Here is a 17,900-nt window from a genome sequence, read left to right as displayed (position 1 = left end):
CCGGCTTTAGTTACCTAAATCAAACGACATCAACAGTGGATTATGATCGGAAGCGTCGCTCTGCGGCGCTTTCGCGTATTTAAGAGTAAGTCCTCGGTAAAACACATGATCCAATGGTAATCCAGTAATAAATTGGGTGCGATGGTCCGGAGAAAAAGTCACTTCTTTCAAGCTTGCCGCTTTTAAAACCTTGCTCATCGCATCGACTCGGGACTCACTCCAACTGTTGAAGTCTCCGGCAAACAAAACTGGTCCGGTATGATTTTTTAAGAGCATCTCTAGGAAGGTTAATTGCGACACGTACTCTTGCATCCCAACCGTAAAGTTGATGGCATGCACATTGATGACGGCAAGACGCTCCCCATTGCTCAAATAGTATCGGCTGTACAAGGCAGACTTGGGTAAGCGTAACCACGGCTCTTTCGACGTATAAGCACACGCTTTTTCTGGTTGCTCCTGCCCGATGCTAATCACACCAACGCCACTTCCCAATGCTTTAAACGCACTAACTTGATTACTCACCCAGTCACCCTCGACTAACCACTGCTTAAAGGTTTGAGTCATGCTGGCTTCTTGCAGTAATAGCAGTTGTTTGTTAGCCGACAACTCATCAAGCTCGCGTTGCCAATTATTGCGATTTTGTTTGTAAATATTCCAAACCAGCACATTGAGTTCACCACCATTATCCAGTGCTTTTGAGCCACCAAATTCAATACATCGAATCTCTTGGGTGATTTTCGAACCGGTTTGAGTAATGATCTGCGGCTGCTCTGGCACGGTAAAAATCACTTGAAAGCTAACTAACACAACCATGATGAGAAAAGCTACAGCTAGGACAACACGCTTAAACATACGACACCTGAATCCAGTTTATATACCCAAATGACTTTAAGAGGCTCTTGTCTGCGTACTTTCACTGTTTCGATTGCAAGGAAAACAACAAAGCGTAATAGTCGATTCTTTCCGGGTTGTGCGGGTATAGAGGCTAAAACAAAAAAGGAGCCTCTTGGCTCCCTTTAGCATAGTAATATGAGACCCTTTATAATGAAATATTAAATCGCGTCTTCGTCTTCTTCACCTGTACGGATACGAACCACACGCTCAATATCCGTGACAAAAATCTTACCATCACCAATCTTACCGGTTTGAGCTGTTTCAATGATGGTTTCCACACATTTATCCGCCACGTCTTCAGTTACGACGATTTCTAACTTCACTTTAGGAAGAAAGTCCACCATGTACTCAGCACCGCGGTACAGTTCTGTATGACCTTTTTGACGACCAAAGCCTTTCACTTCAGAGACAGTCATCCCTGTGATGCCAACTTCAGCCAGTGCTTCTCGAACATCATCCAGTTTAAATGGCTTGATAATCGCTTCAATTTTTTTCATGTTCATCCCTTAAGCTTTAATCGATTGCACTTATTATCGTTTAGCGCTTCATAACATTCAATATTTGTCTCTGACCCACCAGCTCAAATCCGCTTTAAGAAGGGGTAATGATGCGGATAAAGCAAAGCCAGAGTCTTCTCCGACATTATATATGGAAGACCTAGCCGCAAAAGCACTTTCCCCAATTACTTCAAACTCGAGTAGTAGGCGGCTAAATTTTCGATGTCTTCATCAGAAAGAAGCGAGGCTTGCGCCTGCATTACCGCAGCCAGCCCGCCATTTCGCTCTTTATTTTTATACGCTTTGATTGAACTGATAATGTACTGCTCATTTTGCCCTTTCAAGTTTGGGTAAGCGGGAATGGTTGCGATGCCATCGGCGCCATGACACGCCGCACAAACGCCAGCTTTGGCTTGACCTGCCTCAACATTCCCTCCCGCAAAGGCTTGCCCGCTCAACATGCTTAGCGCCATTATCACGCCCATCTCTATTTTCTTCATTGCTTCACCTAATTCTTGTTATTTGAGTTAATCTTTTTATTTAATACCGATATTGTGGCATTAATTACAACGACTTGCGCCAAATGAGTTCACAGTCTTGGCCACTAAAAGCTTGCTCAACAAACAAGTCGGCGACAGCAACGACCTGATCCTGATACATTAGAATTGGCGTTTGGCGGCGCAACCAGCTTGGCACACCATACTCTTGAAAGAGTTTTTTTAGCTTGCGGCTATGACTGCGGGTTGTCGGATGGGCTGAAAGCCCTTCAGGATTAAATGTAATGCACAACCCTTCGGGTTGTGCTGGTAAGGCGATGGTTGGATGAGCCGACGCCGTACTCAACGTCACCTGGCCCAAAGATTCTGGGAGGCTCAGGGGCTTGTCGATTTGGATAGTACGTTGCCAATGTGTCACATCCACGATGTCAGTAATCCAATACAAACGACGTTGAAAGCGTCGGATCTCACCTTGTTTTAGCTTTAGCTTGGGGTTGGCATCTTGCTGCGCCAGTGCAACCTCATTCCAAATTAGACTAAGTTGAGCCTGCGTCGGCATGTTCACCTTGAGTTTTGCTAACCACATGCGGATCAAACGCGCTCGAGCAAGCTCACTGTGGGATGATAACTCTTCAATATTCAAGCTCAAATCAGCTTGTAGAGCGCGCATAAAAATAGCGCCTAGTAACTCATCCAATAAAGCTTCTTGCTGTGCACACAAACTCGCACTGCGCTGCACAGAATGATGAATGCTCGGCCAACGCTCAGATAAGGTAGGGACAATGCGATGACGAAGAAAATTACGATCGTAGCGGGTATCTTGGTTGCTTTCATCCTCAACCCACTCCAACCCTAGTGCTTTAGCTGCAGATTCAATTTGCGCTCGTCGAATAGACAACAACGGACGAACTAAAGTACCACCAGCAAAAGACATATTTTCCGCCATGGAGGATAAGCCTTTGGGTCCACTGCCGCGCTTAAGTGCGAGCAAAAAAGTTTCAACCTGATCATCCGCATGCTGACCTGTTAATACGACATCGCCTTCATTCACATATTTGGTTAACGCTTGGTAACGGGCTTCTCGGGCGATGAGCTCAATACTCTCACCACGAGTAATATCCAAACAGACGCGTTCAACCGAGTAAGGAATGGCCGCTTGTTGTGCCCATAACTGACATTTTTCTGCCCAATCGTCAGCGTTGGCACTCAGACCATGATGTACGTAAACGGCATGACAAGTTACTGAGTTAACTTGCTGATAACGACTAAGCAGCTCAAGCAGCAGACGGGAATCGACCCCGCCACTGAAAGCTAATACTATTTTAGTATTCGGTTTGTGATAAGTATCCAACACATGAGCAAAGTGCTGATAAAGCAATTCCATAAGCGATCCGATAGGTACAAAAAAGGGCTGGACGCTTGTCCAACCCTTTCTATTTTAACTTTTATCGTGCGAGATATCAGCAGTAACCGTAGTTCATTAAACGTTCATAACGACGTTCGCGTAGCGCTTCTTCGTCAAACTGTTCCAATTCTTCCAATTGACGAAGCAATGTTGCTTTCATATTAGCGGCCATTTGTACGTGGTTACGGTGAGCACCGCCCAGTGGCTCCTCGATGATTTCATCAATCAGCTCAAGTTCTTTTAGACGTGGGGCTGTTAGACCCATCGCTTCTGCTGCTTGTGGGGCTTTATCTGAATCACGCCATAAGATTGAAGCACAACCTTCTGGAGAAATAACAGCGTAAGTTGAGTACTGGAGCATGTTCACATAATCACCAACCCCGATCGCTAATGCACCGCCTGAACCACCTTCGCCCACAACATTACAGATGACAGGTACTTTAAGACCAGACATCACTTTTAAGTTTGTCGCAATAGCTTCAGATTGACCACGTTCTTCAGCGCCAACGCCAGGATAAGCGCCCGCCGTGTCGATGAAAGTAAGGATTGGCATTTTGAAACGCTCTGCCATTTGCATCAGACGCAGTGCTTTACGGTAACCTTCTGGTTTAGGCATACCAAAGTTACGTTTTACTTTCTCTTTAGTTTCACGACCCTTTTGGTGACCAATTACCATGACTGGGCGGCCTTCAAGACGCGCAATACCACCTACAATCGCTTTATCATCGGCAAACGCGCGGTCACCCGCTAGTTCATCAAATTCTTCAAAAGCGTGCTGAATGTAGTCCAATGTGTAGGGACGTAAAGGGTGACGAGCCAGTTGAGCCGTTTCCCATGCACCTAAGCTGCTAAAGGTTTTCTTCTTCAGCTCCAAGCTTTTCTTCTCAAGCTGTTCGATTTCTTTATCCAGGTCAATCGCAGAATCACCGCCGTGACGAGAGACATCACGCAGCGCTTCAATTTTCGCTTCTAATTCTGCAATTGGCTTTTCAAATTCAAGAAAGTTTAGGCTCATCTGTGAATCCTTGTTTACTCAGCGTCTAACACATTGCGCTGAATTTTTTAGTTAAATTCGAGTTCTACCTGACTGTTGCCAAGTAACTGTTTTAAATCGTCGAGTAATCTATCACTTGGCGTCACTCGCCACTCGGTGCCCAATGTTAACCGCGTTCTGGCGTCGGCACGCTGGTAGTATACATTGACGGGTACGGTTCCGGCTTTGTGCGGTTCTAAAATACCGCTAAACCGCTCAAAAAACTGCTCATCGACTTGAGTTGCATCTATCGATACCGACAAGCCACGAGCGTATTTTTCACGCGCGCTGCCGAGATCCATAACTTCACGCGCCGACATTTTAAGGCCACCGTTAAAATCATCAAAGCTGACCTGTCCAGAAACCACTAAAATTCTGTCTTTTTCGAGAAGTTCTGCGTATCGATCGAGCGCATCTGAGAACAACATCACTTCCATTCGACCGCTTCGGTCGTCCAACGTCATGAGACCAATGCGAGTCCCACGCTTGGTGGTCATTACGCGCGCAGCGATTACTAACCCCGCCACAGTCACAGACTGATCACGACGTGTTGGTGTCGCGTCTTTAAGTCGACAACTGGTGTATTTGTTAAGTTCCTTCGCGTAGGCGTTAATTGGGTGCCCAGTCAAATATAAGCCTAGGGTATCACGCTCGCCTTCCAACCACACTTTTTCTGGCCATGGTGGAACTTGCGTGTACTTATGTTCCACTTCTTCTGGTGCATCAGTTAACACCCCAAACATGTCGGTCTGACCAAAGGCTTCTGCTTGGTGATACTGACTTGCCGCCTTTACTGCATCATTGAGTGAAGCCATCATTGCTGCGCGGTGCGGGCCCAATCTGTCCAGTGCACCGGCGTAAATCAGCTTTTCGATCACTCTTTTATTGACGCGTTTCAGATCAACACGAGCACAGAAATCAAACAGATCTTTAAAGTGACCACCTTTATTTCTTGCCTCAAGAATAGCGTCGATTGGACCTTCACCGACCCCTTTAATGGCACCAATACCGTAAACAATGGCGCCATTCTCATCAACATTAAAGCGGTATAATCCGGAGTTGATGTCTGGTGGTAACATCGTGAGCTTCATGCGGAAACACTCATCGACCAAGCCAACCACTTTCTCGGTATTATCCATGTCAGCCGTCATTACCGCTGCCATAAACTCAGCTGGATAATGCGTTTTCAACCAAAGCGTCTGATAAGAAACCAGTGCATAAGCGGCAGAGTGCGATTTGTTAAAGCCGTAACCTGCGAACTTCTCTACCAAGTCGAAGATTTTCATCGCCAACTCGCCGTCGATACCGTTCTTTATCGCTCCCTCTTCAAAAATAGCACGTTGTTTGGCCATCTCTTCCGGTTTTTTCTTACCCATCGCACGGCGCAACATGTCCGCACCACCTAGCGTATAGCCTGCTAAGATCTGTGCGATTTGCATAACCTGCTCCTGATACAGGATGATGCCATAGGTTGGTTCGAGTGTTTCTCTCAGTGACTCATGCTGCCATTTTTCATCTGGGTAAGAGACCGCTTCTCGGCCATGTTTACGGTCGATAAAGTTATCTACCATCCCCGATTGCAAAGGGCCCGGACGAAAAAGCGCCACCAATGCGATAATATCTTCAAAACAGTCTGGCTGAAGTCGCTTTATAAGCTCTTTCATACCGCGCGATTCCAGCTGGAACACCGCGGTTGTTTCTGATTTTTGCAACACACGGAAAGAGGCGGAGTCTTTAAGCGGGATTGACTCAATACTAACCGGCTCTTTACCTTCTCGCTCTAGACGGGGGTTAATCAGACCAAGCGCCCAGTCAATGATGGTTAAGGTACGCAGCCCCAAGAAGTCAAACTTAACCAAGCCAGCGGTTTCAACGTCATTCTTATCGAATTGCGTGACTGGGAAGTGACCTTCCGCGTCAGCGTAAATAGGCGCAAAATCGGTAATTGTCGTCGGCGAAATAACCACACCACCAGCGTGTTTACCAGCATTTCGCGTACAGCCTTCCAGAATATGACACATATCGATGAGCGCTTTCACTTCCTCATCGGCTTCGTACAATTCTGGTAAGGCAGGCTCAGCTTTAAACGCTTTATCCAGCGTCATACCTGGATCGGGTGGGATCAGCTTTGAAATACGATCCACAAAACCAAATGGATGACCAAGTACACGGCCTACGTCACGAATTACCGCTTTCGCTGCCATCGTACCGAACGTGATGATCTGAGACACGGCATCACGGCCATACATTTCCGCTACGTGATCAATCACTTGATCACGCTTATCCATACAGAAATCGACATCAAAATCGGGCATCGAGACACGTTCTGGGTTCAAAAATCGTTCGAAAAGCAGGTCGTATTCCAACGGGTCTAAGTCTGTGATTTTGAGCGCATACGCCACTAAAGAACCAGCACCCGAACCACGACCTGGGCCGACTGGAATTCCGTTATCTTTAGACCACTGGATGAACTCCATTACGATCAGGAAGTAACCTGGGAACCCCATTTGGTTAATAACGTCAAGTTCGATTTGCAAACGCTCATCGTACCCAGGACGATGTCGTTTTCGCTCCTCTTCATCAGGGAATAGAAATTCCAAACGTTCTTCTAGACCTTCTCGAGACTTCATGACCAAGAATTCGGTCTCTTTCATCCCTTCCGTTGGAAACGCTGGGAGGAAGTACTCGTCTAAGCGAACCGTTACGTTACAACGCTTGGCAATCTCAACACTGTTTTCTAATGCTTCAGGAATGTCGGCAAACAACGCGCACATTTCTTCTTCAGTACGAAGGTATTGCTGTGGGCTGTAGTTTTTTGGTCTGCGTGGGTCTTCTAACGTGTAGCCATCATGAATCGCGACACGAATTTCATGTGCGTCAAAAAGGTCTTCACTAAGAAACACCACTTCATTTGTTGCGACAACAGGCAAGTCTTGCTGCTCTGCCAGCTCCACAGCAAAATGAAGGTAGGTTTCTTCGTCCGGACGGCCAGTACGATGCAACTCCAGATAGAAACGGTCTGGGAAATACTGTTTATAGAAGTCGACACAGTTTTGCACTATCTGTCGGTTACCTTTCAGTAACCCTCGGCCAATTTCACCACTTCTTCCTCCGGACAAGATAATAAGGCCTTCGGACATATCCGCTAGCCATGTTTTATCGATCACGGGGTGATGCTGAATATGGCCGCGTAAATAAGCTTTCGAGATCAGCAACGTAAGGTTTTTATATCCCACATTGTCCGCTGCAAGTACCGTTATTTGTGTCAGCTCTTCACCGAACTCATCCGATTGCATTTTAAAATCGGCACCAATGATCGGCTTAACACCGCAGCTATGTGCTGTGCCGTAAAACTTCACCAAACCACATAGGTTGGTAAAGTCGGTCAGCGCCATGGCAGGCATACCGAGCTCAGCGACTTTCTTAACTATCGGTGGAACTTTGTTGAGGCCATCCACCATCGAGAAATCACTATGAACGCGCAGGTGGATGAATTTGGGATCTGACATTAACAGGTACCGTGTGACTCTATTTTGTTGGGGATTCTAACCTAAAGAGATTGGGTTTATAACTCCAATTGTCTCCATTGGTTATTCTATGCCTAAAGCTTTCTTTACTGGTTTGAAACTCTTGCGATGTTCGTTGATGACGCCGTGTTGCTCAATCGCTTCAAAATGCGCTTTGGTTGGATAACCTTTGTGCTTCGCAAAACCAAATTGTGGGTGCTGTTTATCCAATTCTTGCATTTCTTGATCTCGCACGACTTTGGCAATAATCGAAGCAGCGCTGATTTCAACAACACGCAAATCGCCTTTGACTACCGCTTGAGCATCCATCGGCAGATCTGGACAGCGATTGCCGTCAATCAGAACTAAATCTGGCGGAATATTTAAACTAGAAACCGCACGCTGCATGGCTACCATCGTGGCTTGAAGAATATTCAGTCGGTCAATCTCTTCAGGAGAACAACGCCCAATAGACCAAGCTAACGCTTTTTCTTTGATTTCAGGAAGCAGCGCCATACGCTTCTTCTCGGTCAATTTTTTGGAGTCATTCAAGCCTTCGATGGGATTGCTTGGATCAAGGATAACGGCAGCGGTGACGACATCACCGACCAAAGGACCACGTCCTACCTCGTCGACGCCCGCCACAAGTTGATAACCTTGTGGATACTCAAACGGTGGGAGCTCAACTTTTTCTTTGGTCGTTTTAGCTTTCGCAGGCATGGGAATTCTCTATTTCTCAATCAATTTTAATACCGCTTTTGCGGCTTGTTGATCCGCATCTTTACGGATCCAATGATGCATTTCGTTAAACTTGTCTAACATCTGTTTATTGTTGCTTTCTAATAAATGGGAGACTTCGTTAAACAGATTGTGTGACGTGCAGTCATCTTGTAGGAACTCTTTCACTAACTCGTCATCGGCGAGAATGTTCGGCAGTGAGACATATTTAGTTTTGAGTAGGCGCTTAGCCAAAAACGCGGTAAATGCATTCACACGATAACCAACCACCATCGGACGTTTAAGAAGCATACATTCCAGTGCCACTGTACCGGACGCTAGCATAACGGCATCCGAAGCGGTGATGACGTTGCGTGCGGTGTCATCGACTAATCTAAAATCCAACTCTGGCGCATGCTCTTTCCAAGCTTGTTCAAACTGCTCACGGCGTTTTTGATTAACTAGCGCTACGACAAAGCCCAAATCGGGAAATTTTTGATGAAGCAGCTTACAAGTTTTGATAAATGGCTCTGACAGCATTTTTAATTCGCTCCCACGACTGCCTGGTAATACTGCTAACCATCTTTTATTTTGCTCCAACCCGATCAGTTCACGTGCAGGTGCTTGCTCGGATTCGAGTGGGATCGAGTCTGCCAATGTATGCCCAATAAATTCACAAGGAACGTTAAACTTGTCATAGAACGCTTTCTCAAAAGGCAGAAAAGCCAATACGAGGTTAGTTGCCGCTTCAATTTTGAAGATGCGCTTTTGACGCCAAGCCCAAACTGACGGGCTCACGTAATGAACGGTTTTAATGCCCGCCTGCTTAAGGTCAAGTTCCAAGCGTAAGTTGAAGTCAGGAGCATCGATACCAACGAAAACATCCGGTGGATTTTGTGTAAAGTATTTAACTAACTCTGCTTTCACTTTCAAGAGTCTCGGCAGACGCCCTAGAACCTCAACCAACCCCATCACAGCGAGCTCTTCCATATCGAAAAGAGATTCACATCCTTGGGCAATCATTTTCGGGCCACCAATACCGACAAACTCCGCGTTTGGGTACTGTTCTTTCACGGCTTTGATAAAGCCTTCACCTAGCGTGTCGCCAGACAGTTCTCCGGCAATGATGCCGATACGTAGTGGTCTTTCCATTCTTACTTCGCCTCTGTGCGCTATGGATAAAGGTTTGCCTTATCCATAAAACACAAAAAGATCGCAACCCTTAATTTGGTCACGATCTTTTGTTTTTATTGGCTTACTCGCGACTTAACGAATAATGCCACGTTCCGTTGTTTCCAGAATGTCAGTGAAACGTTTCACAGCAGACCACTCTTGAGCCATTTCAGCCAGAATGGGTTTCACTTCTTCTAAAGTCTTACCTGAACGATAAATTTCTTTATACGCTTTTTGTAATGCACGAATTTCAGGTTTTTCAAAACCATTGCGCTTCAAGCCGACTAAGTTCAGACCAAATGGCGTTGCGTGATTGCCTTGCGCTAACACATACGCTGGAACATCTTGTACAACAGCAGAACAACCACCAACGTAAGCATAAGCGCCAACGGTACAGAACGGATGAATGGCAGAAAGAGCCATCACACCAGCATAGTCACCCACTGTCACATGACCACCAAGAATGGCGTTGTTACCTATATGCGTGTGGTTGCCAACAATAACATCGTGTGCAATGTGCGCGTTCACACACAGCAAGTTGTCATCGCCAATGACAGTGGTGGCTTTATCTTGCACAGTGCCACGGTGAACCTGAACCGCCTCGCGTATCACATTGCGGTCACCAATAACCACGGTTGTCTGTTCGCCACCGTATTTTTTGTCTTGGTTTTCTTCACCAACCACAGCATGTGGGAAAATACGGTTATCTTTACCAATGGTGGTATGGCCTTTAATCACAACATGGGACATGACTTCTGTACCTTCACCAATCTCAACCGTAGAGGTGATGTACGTGAAAGGGCCCACTGTCACATTGGCGCCAATTTTGGCACCTTCTTCTACCACCGCTGCCGGGTGGATTTTAGCGGTTTCATGAATCATATTAAAACTCTCGACGAGCACACTTCAGTTCTGCAGAACATACCACTTCACCGTCAACTTTTGCTAAACCTTTAAATGCAGCAATACCGCGACGTTCTTTTAAGAACTCTACCTCTATCACCAATTGATCGCCCGGAACCACTGGTTTGCGAAATTTCGCACCGTCAACACTTGCAAAATAGTACAGTTCGTTTTCTGTTGGTGCACCAAATGATTTAAATGCTAGTAGGCCTGTTGCCTGAGCCATAGCTTCCAAAATCAAAACACCAGGGAATACTGGCAGTTGAGGAAAATGACCTGTGAACTGAGGTTCGTTAACCGACACGTTTTTAATGGCATGAAGGTACTGTTCTTCTTGGAAGTCAATCACTCGGTCGATCAATAAGAATGGGTAGCGATGAGGTAGTAACTCTTGGATCTCCGAGATATTCATCGTTTTCTTTTCAGTAGTCAAAGTCGTCTTCCTATATCAATTTTTTGCAGCCAAGATGGCAAAAACGCGACAACAGGTCGCAAAGCCAGAATGCTTTGTGGCGCATTCTAGCAAAATACACACCATCTTGGTGGTCAATCTACTTATAGCACGTCATTATAGAAGAAAAAGACCCGCATTTCGCGAGTCTTTGTACAGAAAATGGAACCAATGCGTGTTATCTTTGGCGCGTAACGCACCCCAAAAGAAAAGATAACCACGTCTTAGATTTCTTCTTTCTGTTCCAGCTGTTTTTCTACTGCTTTCAGGCGTTTGTTCATCTCATCAATACGGTGAACTCGAGTTGCAGTTTTACGCCACTCTCTGTTCGTTTGTAATGGGATACCTGAAGAGTAAAGGCCTTTTTCTTCAATACTGCGCATTACCATGCTCATACCGGTAATCGCCACACCATCTGCAATAGTAATGTGTCCATTTAAAACGGACGCGCCGCCGATCTGACAGTACTTACCTATTTTAGTACTGCCAGCAACAATGGTACCACCAGGCATCACGGTACCATATCCGATCTGCACGTTATGCGCGATTTGAAGCTGGTTATCAAGAATCACGTTATCTTCAATGACTGTGTCTTCTAATGCGCCGCGATCGATTGTAGTACATGCGCCGATTTCAACGCGATTACCGATACGTACAGAGCCAAGCTGAGGGATCTTAATCCACTCACCTTTATCATTTGCATAGCCAAAACCATCTGAGCCGATGACTGCACCAGATTGAACCAGACAATCATCACCCAAGGACACTTCATGATAGATAGTAACATTAGCCCACAGCTTGGTATTGTTTCCTAACTTGGCATTTTTACCGACAAAGCAACCAGCCCCAACAATCACGTTGTCGCCTAACTCTACCCCCGTTTCAATCACAGCATTTGCTCCGATTGCCACGTTTTTACCCATTGTTATATCTGCGGCAATGACAGCACTTGTTGCGATGTCTTCCGCTGGCTGTGGCGTGGTATCCATCGCCTGTACAACACGAGCGAATGCAACGTAAGGATCAGCAACCACCAGTGCATGGCCTACACACTTATCTTTGTGCTCGGCCTTCACCATCACAACTGTCGCTTGACAGTCAGACAGGTGTTTCGCGTATTTTGGGTTAGACAAGAAGGTCACATCACCTGCTTGTGCTTTATCCATTGGGGAAACACGGCTAACAACTAGTGTGTCATCGCCAAACAGTTCGCCCCCAGTAATCGTTGCCAACTCGGCTAATGTTAATGTCTTCATAATGTCTTATTTTAAAGCTTTAATTACGTCTTCAGAGATATTGTATTCTGGCTTGCCATATTGAAGCGAAGAGATATCAATCACTAGATCGTAACCTTTTTTATCCGCAACTTTCTTCACTGCGTCTTGAATTGTTTTGAAAAGTTTTGCTTTTTCTTCAGCTTCGCGACGTGCAGACGCCTGCTCTAAGGCTTTAGCTTTAATTTTATACTTACTGTCTAACTGGCCAATCTCAATACGCAGCTGTTCAACTTCATCTTCACCCAATAGCTCACCATCACGTTGTAGCTTTTCGATCTTGGTTTTAGCTTGGGCTTGAATAGATTTCAGCTCGTCAGCCTTGCCTTTGAAGTCTTTCTGCATGTTTTGTAGAACCACTTCACGTTGAGGAAGAGCTTGGAAGACTTGAGCGGTGTTTACATAAGCAATTTTTTGCGCAGCCTCTGCCGCATTGGCAAACATTGAAGAGCTAAGTACAAGAAGGCCAATCCCAGCCGCTTTAATCATTTTATTCAAAATATTTTCCTCTTTAGAAAGTTCTACCGATAGTGAATGTGAAGAACTCTTCATCATCGCCATCAAATTTCTTAATTGGTTTCGCTAGTGAGAAAACTAGTGGCCCCATTGGAGACATCCATTGCAACGCCGCACCATAAGAAGAGCGGTAGTTGGTTGGATCTGAGTAATCATCGTAGTAACGATCACCATATTCCGCACCTGAGTCGCGGTAGTCAAACTCCGTATCCCAAACACTTGCCATATCGAAGAAGATACTGGTCCGAATTTGACTTTGAACTTCTTCTGACGCGAATGGGGTTGGGACAATCAGCTCAAGACTCGCTAAAGCCACGGCGTTGCCCCCAACAGAGTCATCGGTTGCGGTATCAGCACCGTTGTTTGACCCTGAACTATCACGGTACACCGCTTTTGGGCCTACCGAGTTCGAGCCGAAACCACGTAGTGAGGTAAAACCACCTGCGTAGTAGTTTTCGTAGAATGGGAACAGGTTATCATTGCCATCCGTTTGCCCATAACCGTTACCATAACCTAAACGACCCCGGAACAAGAGCGTGAACTCATGTTTTTCTGTGAGTGGAAGGTATTGACGAACATCATACTGCATCTTGAAATACTGAACGTCAGAACCAGGCACCGTCATTTTGTAGAAGGCGCGTTGGTGGTTACCCGCAGTCGGGAAGTAGCCACGGTTTAATTTGTTACGCGTCCAAGAAATATTGAGGTCAAAATCGTTCGTGTTCAACGCACCGCTGGAATCGACATTGTCTGCTTGCGCCTGCAAGAACTGCTCCACCTGTAGGTAGGGGGAAAGATTTCCGATTTTATTGTGTGTGTAGCCAACACCAAATTCAAAACGGTTCAACTCATCAAATGGAAAACCCCAAGTTAAGCTGGCACCATAACTTTCGTTAGTATAGTCAACGATGTTGGCTTCTTTTGCTTCGAACTCATTGTAGAAGACCTTACCACCCAAGCTAACCCCGTCCAAATTCCAATAAGGGTCACGGTAATCTAAACTGATGTTTTTCTGATAGTCATTCATCATCGCATTGATACCAACACGGTTACCACTGCCAATAAAGTTGTCTTGCTGTAGACCGACCTGGAAACTGACACCCGACTCTGTACCATAGCCGACACCAAAGTTAACACTGCCCGAGTTTGCCTCTTTCACCGAGTAAACAAGGTCAACTTGGTCATCACTTCCTGGGACTCGAACGGTTTGTACTTCAACGTTTTCAAAATAACCGAGACGGCTTAGACGAGTTTTACCTGTTTCAATCGACTTAGAGTTTAACCAACTGCCTTCCATCTGGCGCATTTCGCGACGAAGCACTTCGTCTTTAGTCGAGTTGTTACCATTAAAGCGAATGTCGCGAACATAAATTCGATTGCCAGGGTCAACGTTAACCACCAAAGAGACTTCTTTAGTGTCGTCATCAAATTCTGGAATGGTGTTTACTTGAGGGTATGCATAGCCTGATTCACCCAGTACACGCTTAATCCCCTCTTCCATCGACGTAACCAATGAACCGTTATAGATGTCGTTACTTTCAAATGGAACCAGTTCTTCAAACGAGCCTTCTTCATCAATTAAATCACCACGGAATGTTACATCCTTAACGGTGAAGACTTCGCCCTCTTCCAGACCAAGAGTAATGTAAACCCCTTTTTTGTCAGGGGAAATGGCGACTTGTGTTGAATCAACGTTAAACTTCAAGTAACCACGATCCAAATAGAAAGATTTCAGTGCTTCAATATCACCCGCGAGCACTTGCTTCTGGTATTTTTCATCAGAAAGAAAGTTCCACCAAGGCACATCAACATTTAAGTTAAAACGAGACAGCAGTTCATCATCTGAAAAAACTTCGTTCCCGATAAAGTTAATTTGCTGAATTTTTGCTGAAACACCTTCAGTAAAGATAAACTTCAGGTCAGAACGGCTACGTGGTAATGGTGTCACAACGGCTTTTACCGTCGCATTGTACTTACCCACGCTGTAGTAAAAATCTTCTAAGCCTTTTTCAATGTTGCTTAGCGTAGTCCGGTCAAGCGCTTCACCTTCACGAACGCCTGATGCGTTCAGGTTTTCTTGTAGCTGCTCGTCCTTAATTGCTTTGTTACCTGAAAATGAAATGCTGGCAATGGTCGGGCGTTCTTTTACTTGAACAACCAGAACACCACCGTCACGCAAAACTTTGACGTCTTCAAAGTTACCAGAGGCATACAATGCGCGGATAATCTCTGCCACATCGCCTTGGCCAATGGTATCACCGATACGTACAGGCATTTTCAACAACGCAGCACCCAGTGCCACACGCTGTAATCCATCGATTTCAATATCTTGAACTACGAAGTTCTCTGCTCCATTTGCAGATACACTGGTTGCCAGTAAACTTGCAAATAGAATTCGCTTAATCGCCATACTTGTTCTAATTATTCCTTTGCTACTGCTTTTGTCTCTGAACTATCACAGACGAGTAAAATCATTAAATAGCGCTAACGCCATGAGCGAGAAGATGATCGCACCACCAATTCTAAACCCCATTTCCTGTACTTTTTCTGGAACGGGACGTCGGATGATTGCTTCAATTGCAAAAAACAATAAATGACCACCATCCAACATTGGTAGAGGAACGAGATTAATAATACCTAGGTTAACACTGATTAAAGCGAGAAAACCTAAAAAGTAGACCAGACCATAGTCTGCTGTTGCCCCTGCACCTTTGGCAATGGATATCGGTCCGCTTAGATTATTTAGACCAACGTCTCCGACAACCAGTTTCTTAAGCATACTGGCGGTTAGTCCAATCACTTGCCCTGTTTTATCAATCGCTTTGCCAATTGACTCGAATACACCAAACTGCAGTTCGAAGCGATAACTTTCTGGCCATTCTGCGACTTCAGGAGCGATTCCCGCAAAGCCTACTACTTGTTTGTTAGCTAGCTCACGGCTATCAGGCGTTAGCGTCAATGTCTGTTGATAACCTTGACGCAATACCGTGAGATCCATCGGCGTATTGGGTTTGGAGCGCACAGCCTCAACCACTTGCTTCCAATGGGTGACAGTTTGCCCATCAATGGCAACAATCTCATCGCCTGGAAGAACGCCCGCTTTTTCCGCGGCCCCATCCTGCGTAACCTGTTCAATAACTCGATACACTTCCGGGGTATATGGCGCAAAACCCAGTGACTGCATTGCCGATTCAGTTTCTGGTTCAAACTTCCAATTGCGAAGATTGAGCGTTCGAGTCACTTCTGAACCGACTTCATTCACTGACGTTAGTGTTACCGTCATCGAGTCATCACCAATATGAGAAATCAACCCCATATTAACCGATTCCCAGTCCGGAGTTTTGATACCTGCGATCGCTTTTAGTTCCATCCCTGATTCAATTCCGGCTTCTGCAACTATCGAATTGGGCGTAACATCACCAATTACTGGCTTAACGGCTGGTACACCAATCAGAAAGACTAACCAATAAGCAAAAATAGCGAAGAGAAAGTTAAAAATAGGACCAGCCGCAACAATGGATGTTCGCTTCCAGAGCGGCTTTTGATCGAAGGCTAGATGCATCTCATGCTCAGGCACCTCATCCACGCGACTATCAACCATTTTGACGTAGCCGCCAAGCGGGATCATTGAGATGCTGTATTCGGTTCCGTCTTTGCCGACCTTACTCCAGATAGACTTGCCAAAACCGATCGAAAACTTTTCCACTTTTACGCCACAACGGCGAGCGACCCAAAAGTGACCAAATTCGTGCACGGCAACAAGAATGCCTAGTGCTACGATAAAAGAAATAAGATTCCACAATATACCCGTCATTAGCTACGCTCGCGTATGGTTTCTAGGGCGATAATTCTTGCCATTCTATCTAGCTCTAACAAGCTTTCCAAGCTATTCACACTCTCAGCTTTGCAGCTTGCACTGATTTTATTCAACACCGACTCATTGATACGAGCGATGTCTGTAAAGCCTAGGCGGTTATTTAGAAACGCATCAACTGCCGCTTCATTTGAAGCATTCAGTGCTGTTGTTGCATGCTGACCTTCATAACACGCATCAATCGCTAGTTTCAAGCATGGATAACGGGCGAAGTCAGGCTGCAAGAACGTCAGTTCCCCCACCTGGGTGAAATCTAATGATTTTACCCCTGCGTCAACTCGCGATGGGTATGACATGGTCTGCGCGATCGGTGTGGCCATATCTGGCTCACCCATTTGCGCTAAAACAGAACCATCACGGTATTGTACCATTGAGTGGATCACTGACTGCGGATGAATGATCACCTCAAGCTGGTCACGAGTAGCATTAAATAGCCACTTCGCTTCAATGTATTCAAGACCTTTGTTCATCATGGTCGCAGAGTCGACTGAAATCTTGGGGCCCATAGACCAATTAGGATGAGCAATTGCTTGGGCAGGAGTTACCTTTTCAAGCGAAGCGATGTCAGTATAACGGAATGGTCCACCAGAGCCGGTAAGTAGAATATTAGAAATGCCATGCTCTTCTAAGTCACAACGTCCAAGGCTCGTTTGCACTTGCTGTGGCAGACATTGAAAAATGGCATTGTGTTCACTATCAACGGGGAGTAATTCTGCGCCATGCGCTTCAACAGCATCGATAAACAATTGGCCTGACATCACAAGCGCTTCTTTATTGGCTAACAATATCCGTTTACCTGCCTTGACCGCCGCCATCGTGGGTAATAAGCCCGCTGCGCCCACTATCGCAGCCATTACACTGTCGATTTCTTCCAACGAAGCAACATGACAAAGCGCATCTGTACCAGCTAACACCTCAGTTTTTGGCGAGACAGAATTTAACTCCGACTGCAAAGCGACCGCTGCGGCTTTATTCGCCATGACTGCGTATTTAGGTTGCCACTTTCGACAGAGTGCACTCATCTTTTCAACGTTTGTGCTTGCTGCTAATGCGACTACAGAAAACAGCGCTGGGTTTTGTTCGACCACTTTAAGCGTGCTTGACCCGATTGAGCCTGTAGCGCCAAGAATCGTTAACTTTTGCATGTTGTAAGACCGTTA

15 protein-coding genes are annotated in these 17,900 nt (G+C 45.7%); all 15 read right to left on the bottom strand.

The genetic code is table 11. The features are described from left to right. Positions 1-6: 6 nt before the first annotated feature. Complete coding sequence (locus ATG66_RS09445; RefSeq protein ID WP_098415052.1) at positions 7-852, bottom strand: endonuclease/exonuclease/phosphatase family protein; 846 nt, start codon at positions 850-852, stop codon at positions 7-9. Positions 853-1,052: 200 nt separating this feature from the next. After that, positions 1,053-1,391, bottom strand: coding sequence for a nitrogen regulatory protein P-II (gene glnB / locus ATG66_RS09440; protein ID WP_005380372.1), 339 nt, complete (start codon positions 1,389-1,391; stop codon positions 1,053-1,055). Between the two features lie 185 nt (positions 1,392-1,576). Then, positions 1,577-1,891, bottom strand: a complete 315-nt coding sequence (locus ATG66_RS09435; RefSeq protein ID WP_098415051.1) for a c-type cytochrome — start codon at positions 1,889-1,891, stop codon at positions 1,577-1,579. Between the two features lie 64 nt (positions 1,892-1,955). Then, entirely contained in the window at positions 1,956-3,272 is a 1,317-nt protein-coding gene (gene tilS / locus ATG66_RS09430) for a tRNA lysidine(34) synthetase TilS (RefSeq protein WP_098415050.1), read from the bottom strand. A gap of 76 nt (positions 3,273-3,348) precedes the next feature. Then, positions 3,349-4,308, bottom strand: coding sequence for an acetyl-CoA carboxylase carboxyl transferase subunit alpha (accA, locus tag ATG66_RS09425; RefSeq protein WP_098415049.1), 960 nt, complete (start codon positions 4,306-4,308; stop codon positions 3,349-3,351). 47 nt (positions 4,309-4,355) lie between these two features. Further along, the gene (gene dnaE / locus ATG66_RS09420) at positions 4,356-7,835 is read right to left on the bottom strand and encodes a DNA polymerase III subunit alpha (RefSeq protein ID WP_098415048.1); all 3,480 of its coding nucleotides are present in this window, start codon (positions 7,833-7,835) and stop codon (positions 4,356-4,358) included. 81 nt (positions 7,836-7,916) lie between these two features. Continuing rightward, positions 7,917-8,552: a ribonuclease HII gene (gene rnhB, locus ATG66_RS09415; RefSeq protein ID WP_098415047.1), complete on the bottom strand. Its 636-nt coding sequence runs from the start codon at positions 8,550-8,552 to the stop codon at positions 7,917-7,919. A gap of 9 nt (positions 8,553-8,561) precedes the next feature. Beyond that, positions 8,562-9,701 (bottom strand): lipid-A-disaccharide synthase, encoded by a 1,140-nt coding sequence (lpxB, locus tag ATG66_RS09410; RefSeq protein ID WP_098415046.1) that lies wholly within the window; start codon positions 9,699-9,701, stop codon positions 8,562-8,564. A gap of 114 nt (positions 9,702-9,815) precedes the next feature. After that, entirely contained in the window at positions 9,816-10,604 is a 789-nt protein-coding gene (gene lpxA, locus ATG66_RS09405) for an acyl-ACP--UDP-N-acetylglucosamine O-acyltransferase (RefSeq protein WP_098415045.1), read from the bottom strand. A 1-nt stretch (position 10,605) separates the two neighbouring features. After that, the gene (fabZ, locus tag ATG66_RS09400; RefSeq protein WP_098415044.1) at positions 10,606-11,058 is read right to left on the bottom strand and encodes a 3-hydroxyacyl-ACP dehydratase FabZ; all 453 of its coding nucleotides are present in this window, start codon (positions 11,056-11,058) and stop codon (positions 10,606-10,608) included. 242 nt (positions 11,059-11,300) lie between these two features. Continuing rightward, positions 11,301-12,332, bottom strand: a complete 1,032-nt coding sequence (gene lpxD / locus ATG66_RS09395) for a UDP-3-O-(3-hydroxymyristoyl)glucosamine N-acyltransferase (protein WP_098415043.1) — start codon at positions 12,330-12,332, stop codon at positions 11,301-11,303. A gap of 6 nt (positions 12,333-12,338) precedes the next feature. Beyond that, positions 12,339-12,848: an OmpH family outer membrane protein gene (locus ATG66_RS09390; RefSeq protein ID WP_179885631.1), complete on the bottom strand. Its 510-nt coding sequence runs from the start codon at positions 12,846-12,848 to the stop codon at positions 12,339-12,341. A 13-nt stretch (positions 12,849-12,861) separates the two neighbouring features. Next, the gene (gene bamA, locus ATG66_RS09385) at positions 12,862-15,276 is read right to left on the bottom strand and encodes an outer membrane protein assembly factor BamA (protein WP_098415042.1); all 2,415 of its coding nucleotides are present in this window, start codon (positions 15,274-15,276) and stop codon (positions 12,862-12,864) included. A gap of 45 nt (positions 15,277-15,321) precedes the next feature. After that, positions 15,322-16,680 carry a sigma E protease regulator RseP gene (gene rseP / locus ATG66_RS09380; RefSeq protein ID WP_098415041.1) on the bottom strand — a complete coding sequence of 453 codons (1,359 nt, stop codon included), beginning with the start codon at positions 16,678-16,680 and terminating at the stop codon, positions 15,322-15,324. Continuing rightward, complete coding sequence (gene ispC / locus ATG66_RS09375; protein ID WP_098415040.1) at positions 16,680-17,885, bottom strand: 1-deoxy-D-xylulose-5-phosphate reductoisomerase; 1,206 nt, start codon at positions 17,883-17,885, stop codon at positions 16,680-16,682. Before ispC ends, rseP begins: the two co-directional genes overlap by 1 nt. Positions 17,886-17,900 lie beyond the last annotated feature (15 nt).

This window comes from Vibrio sp. ES.051 (genome assembly GCF_002563795.1).
Lineage (GTDB): Bacteria > Pseudomonadota > Gammaproteobacteria > Enterobacterales > Vibrionaceae > Vibrio.
Note: the sequence above shows the minus strand (reverse complement) of the source record. Positions and strands in the feature narration are given on the sequence as shown.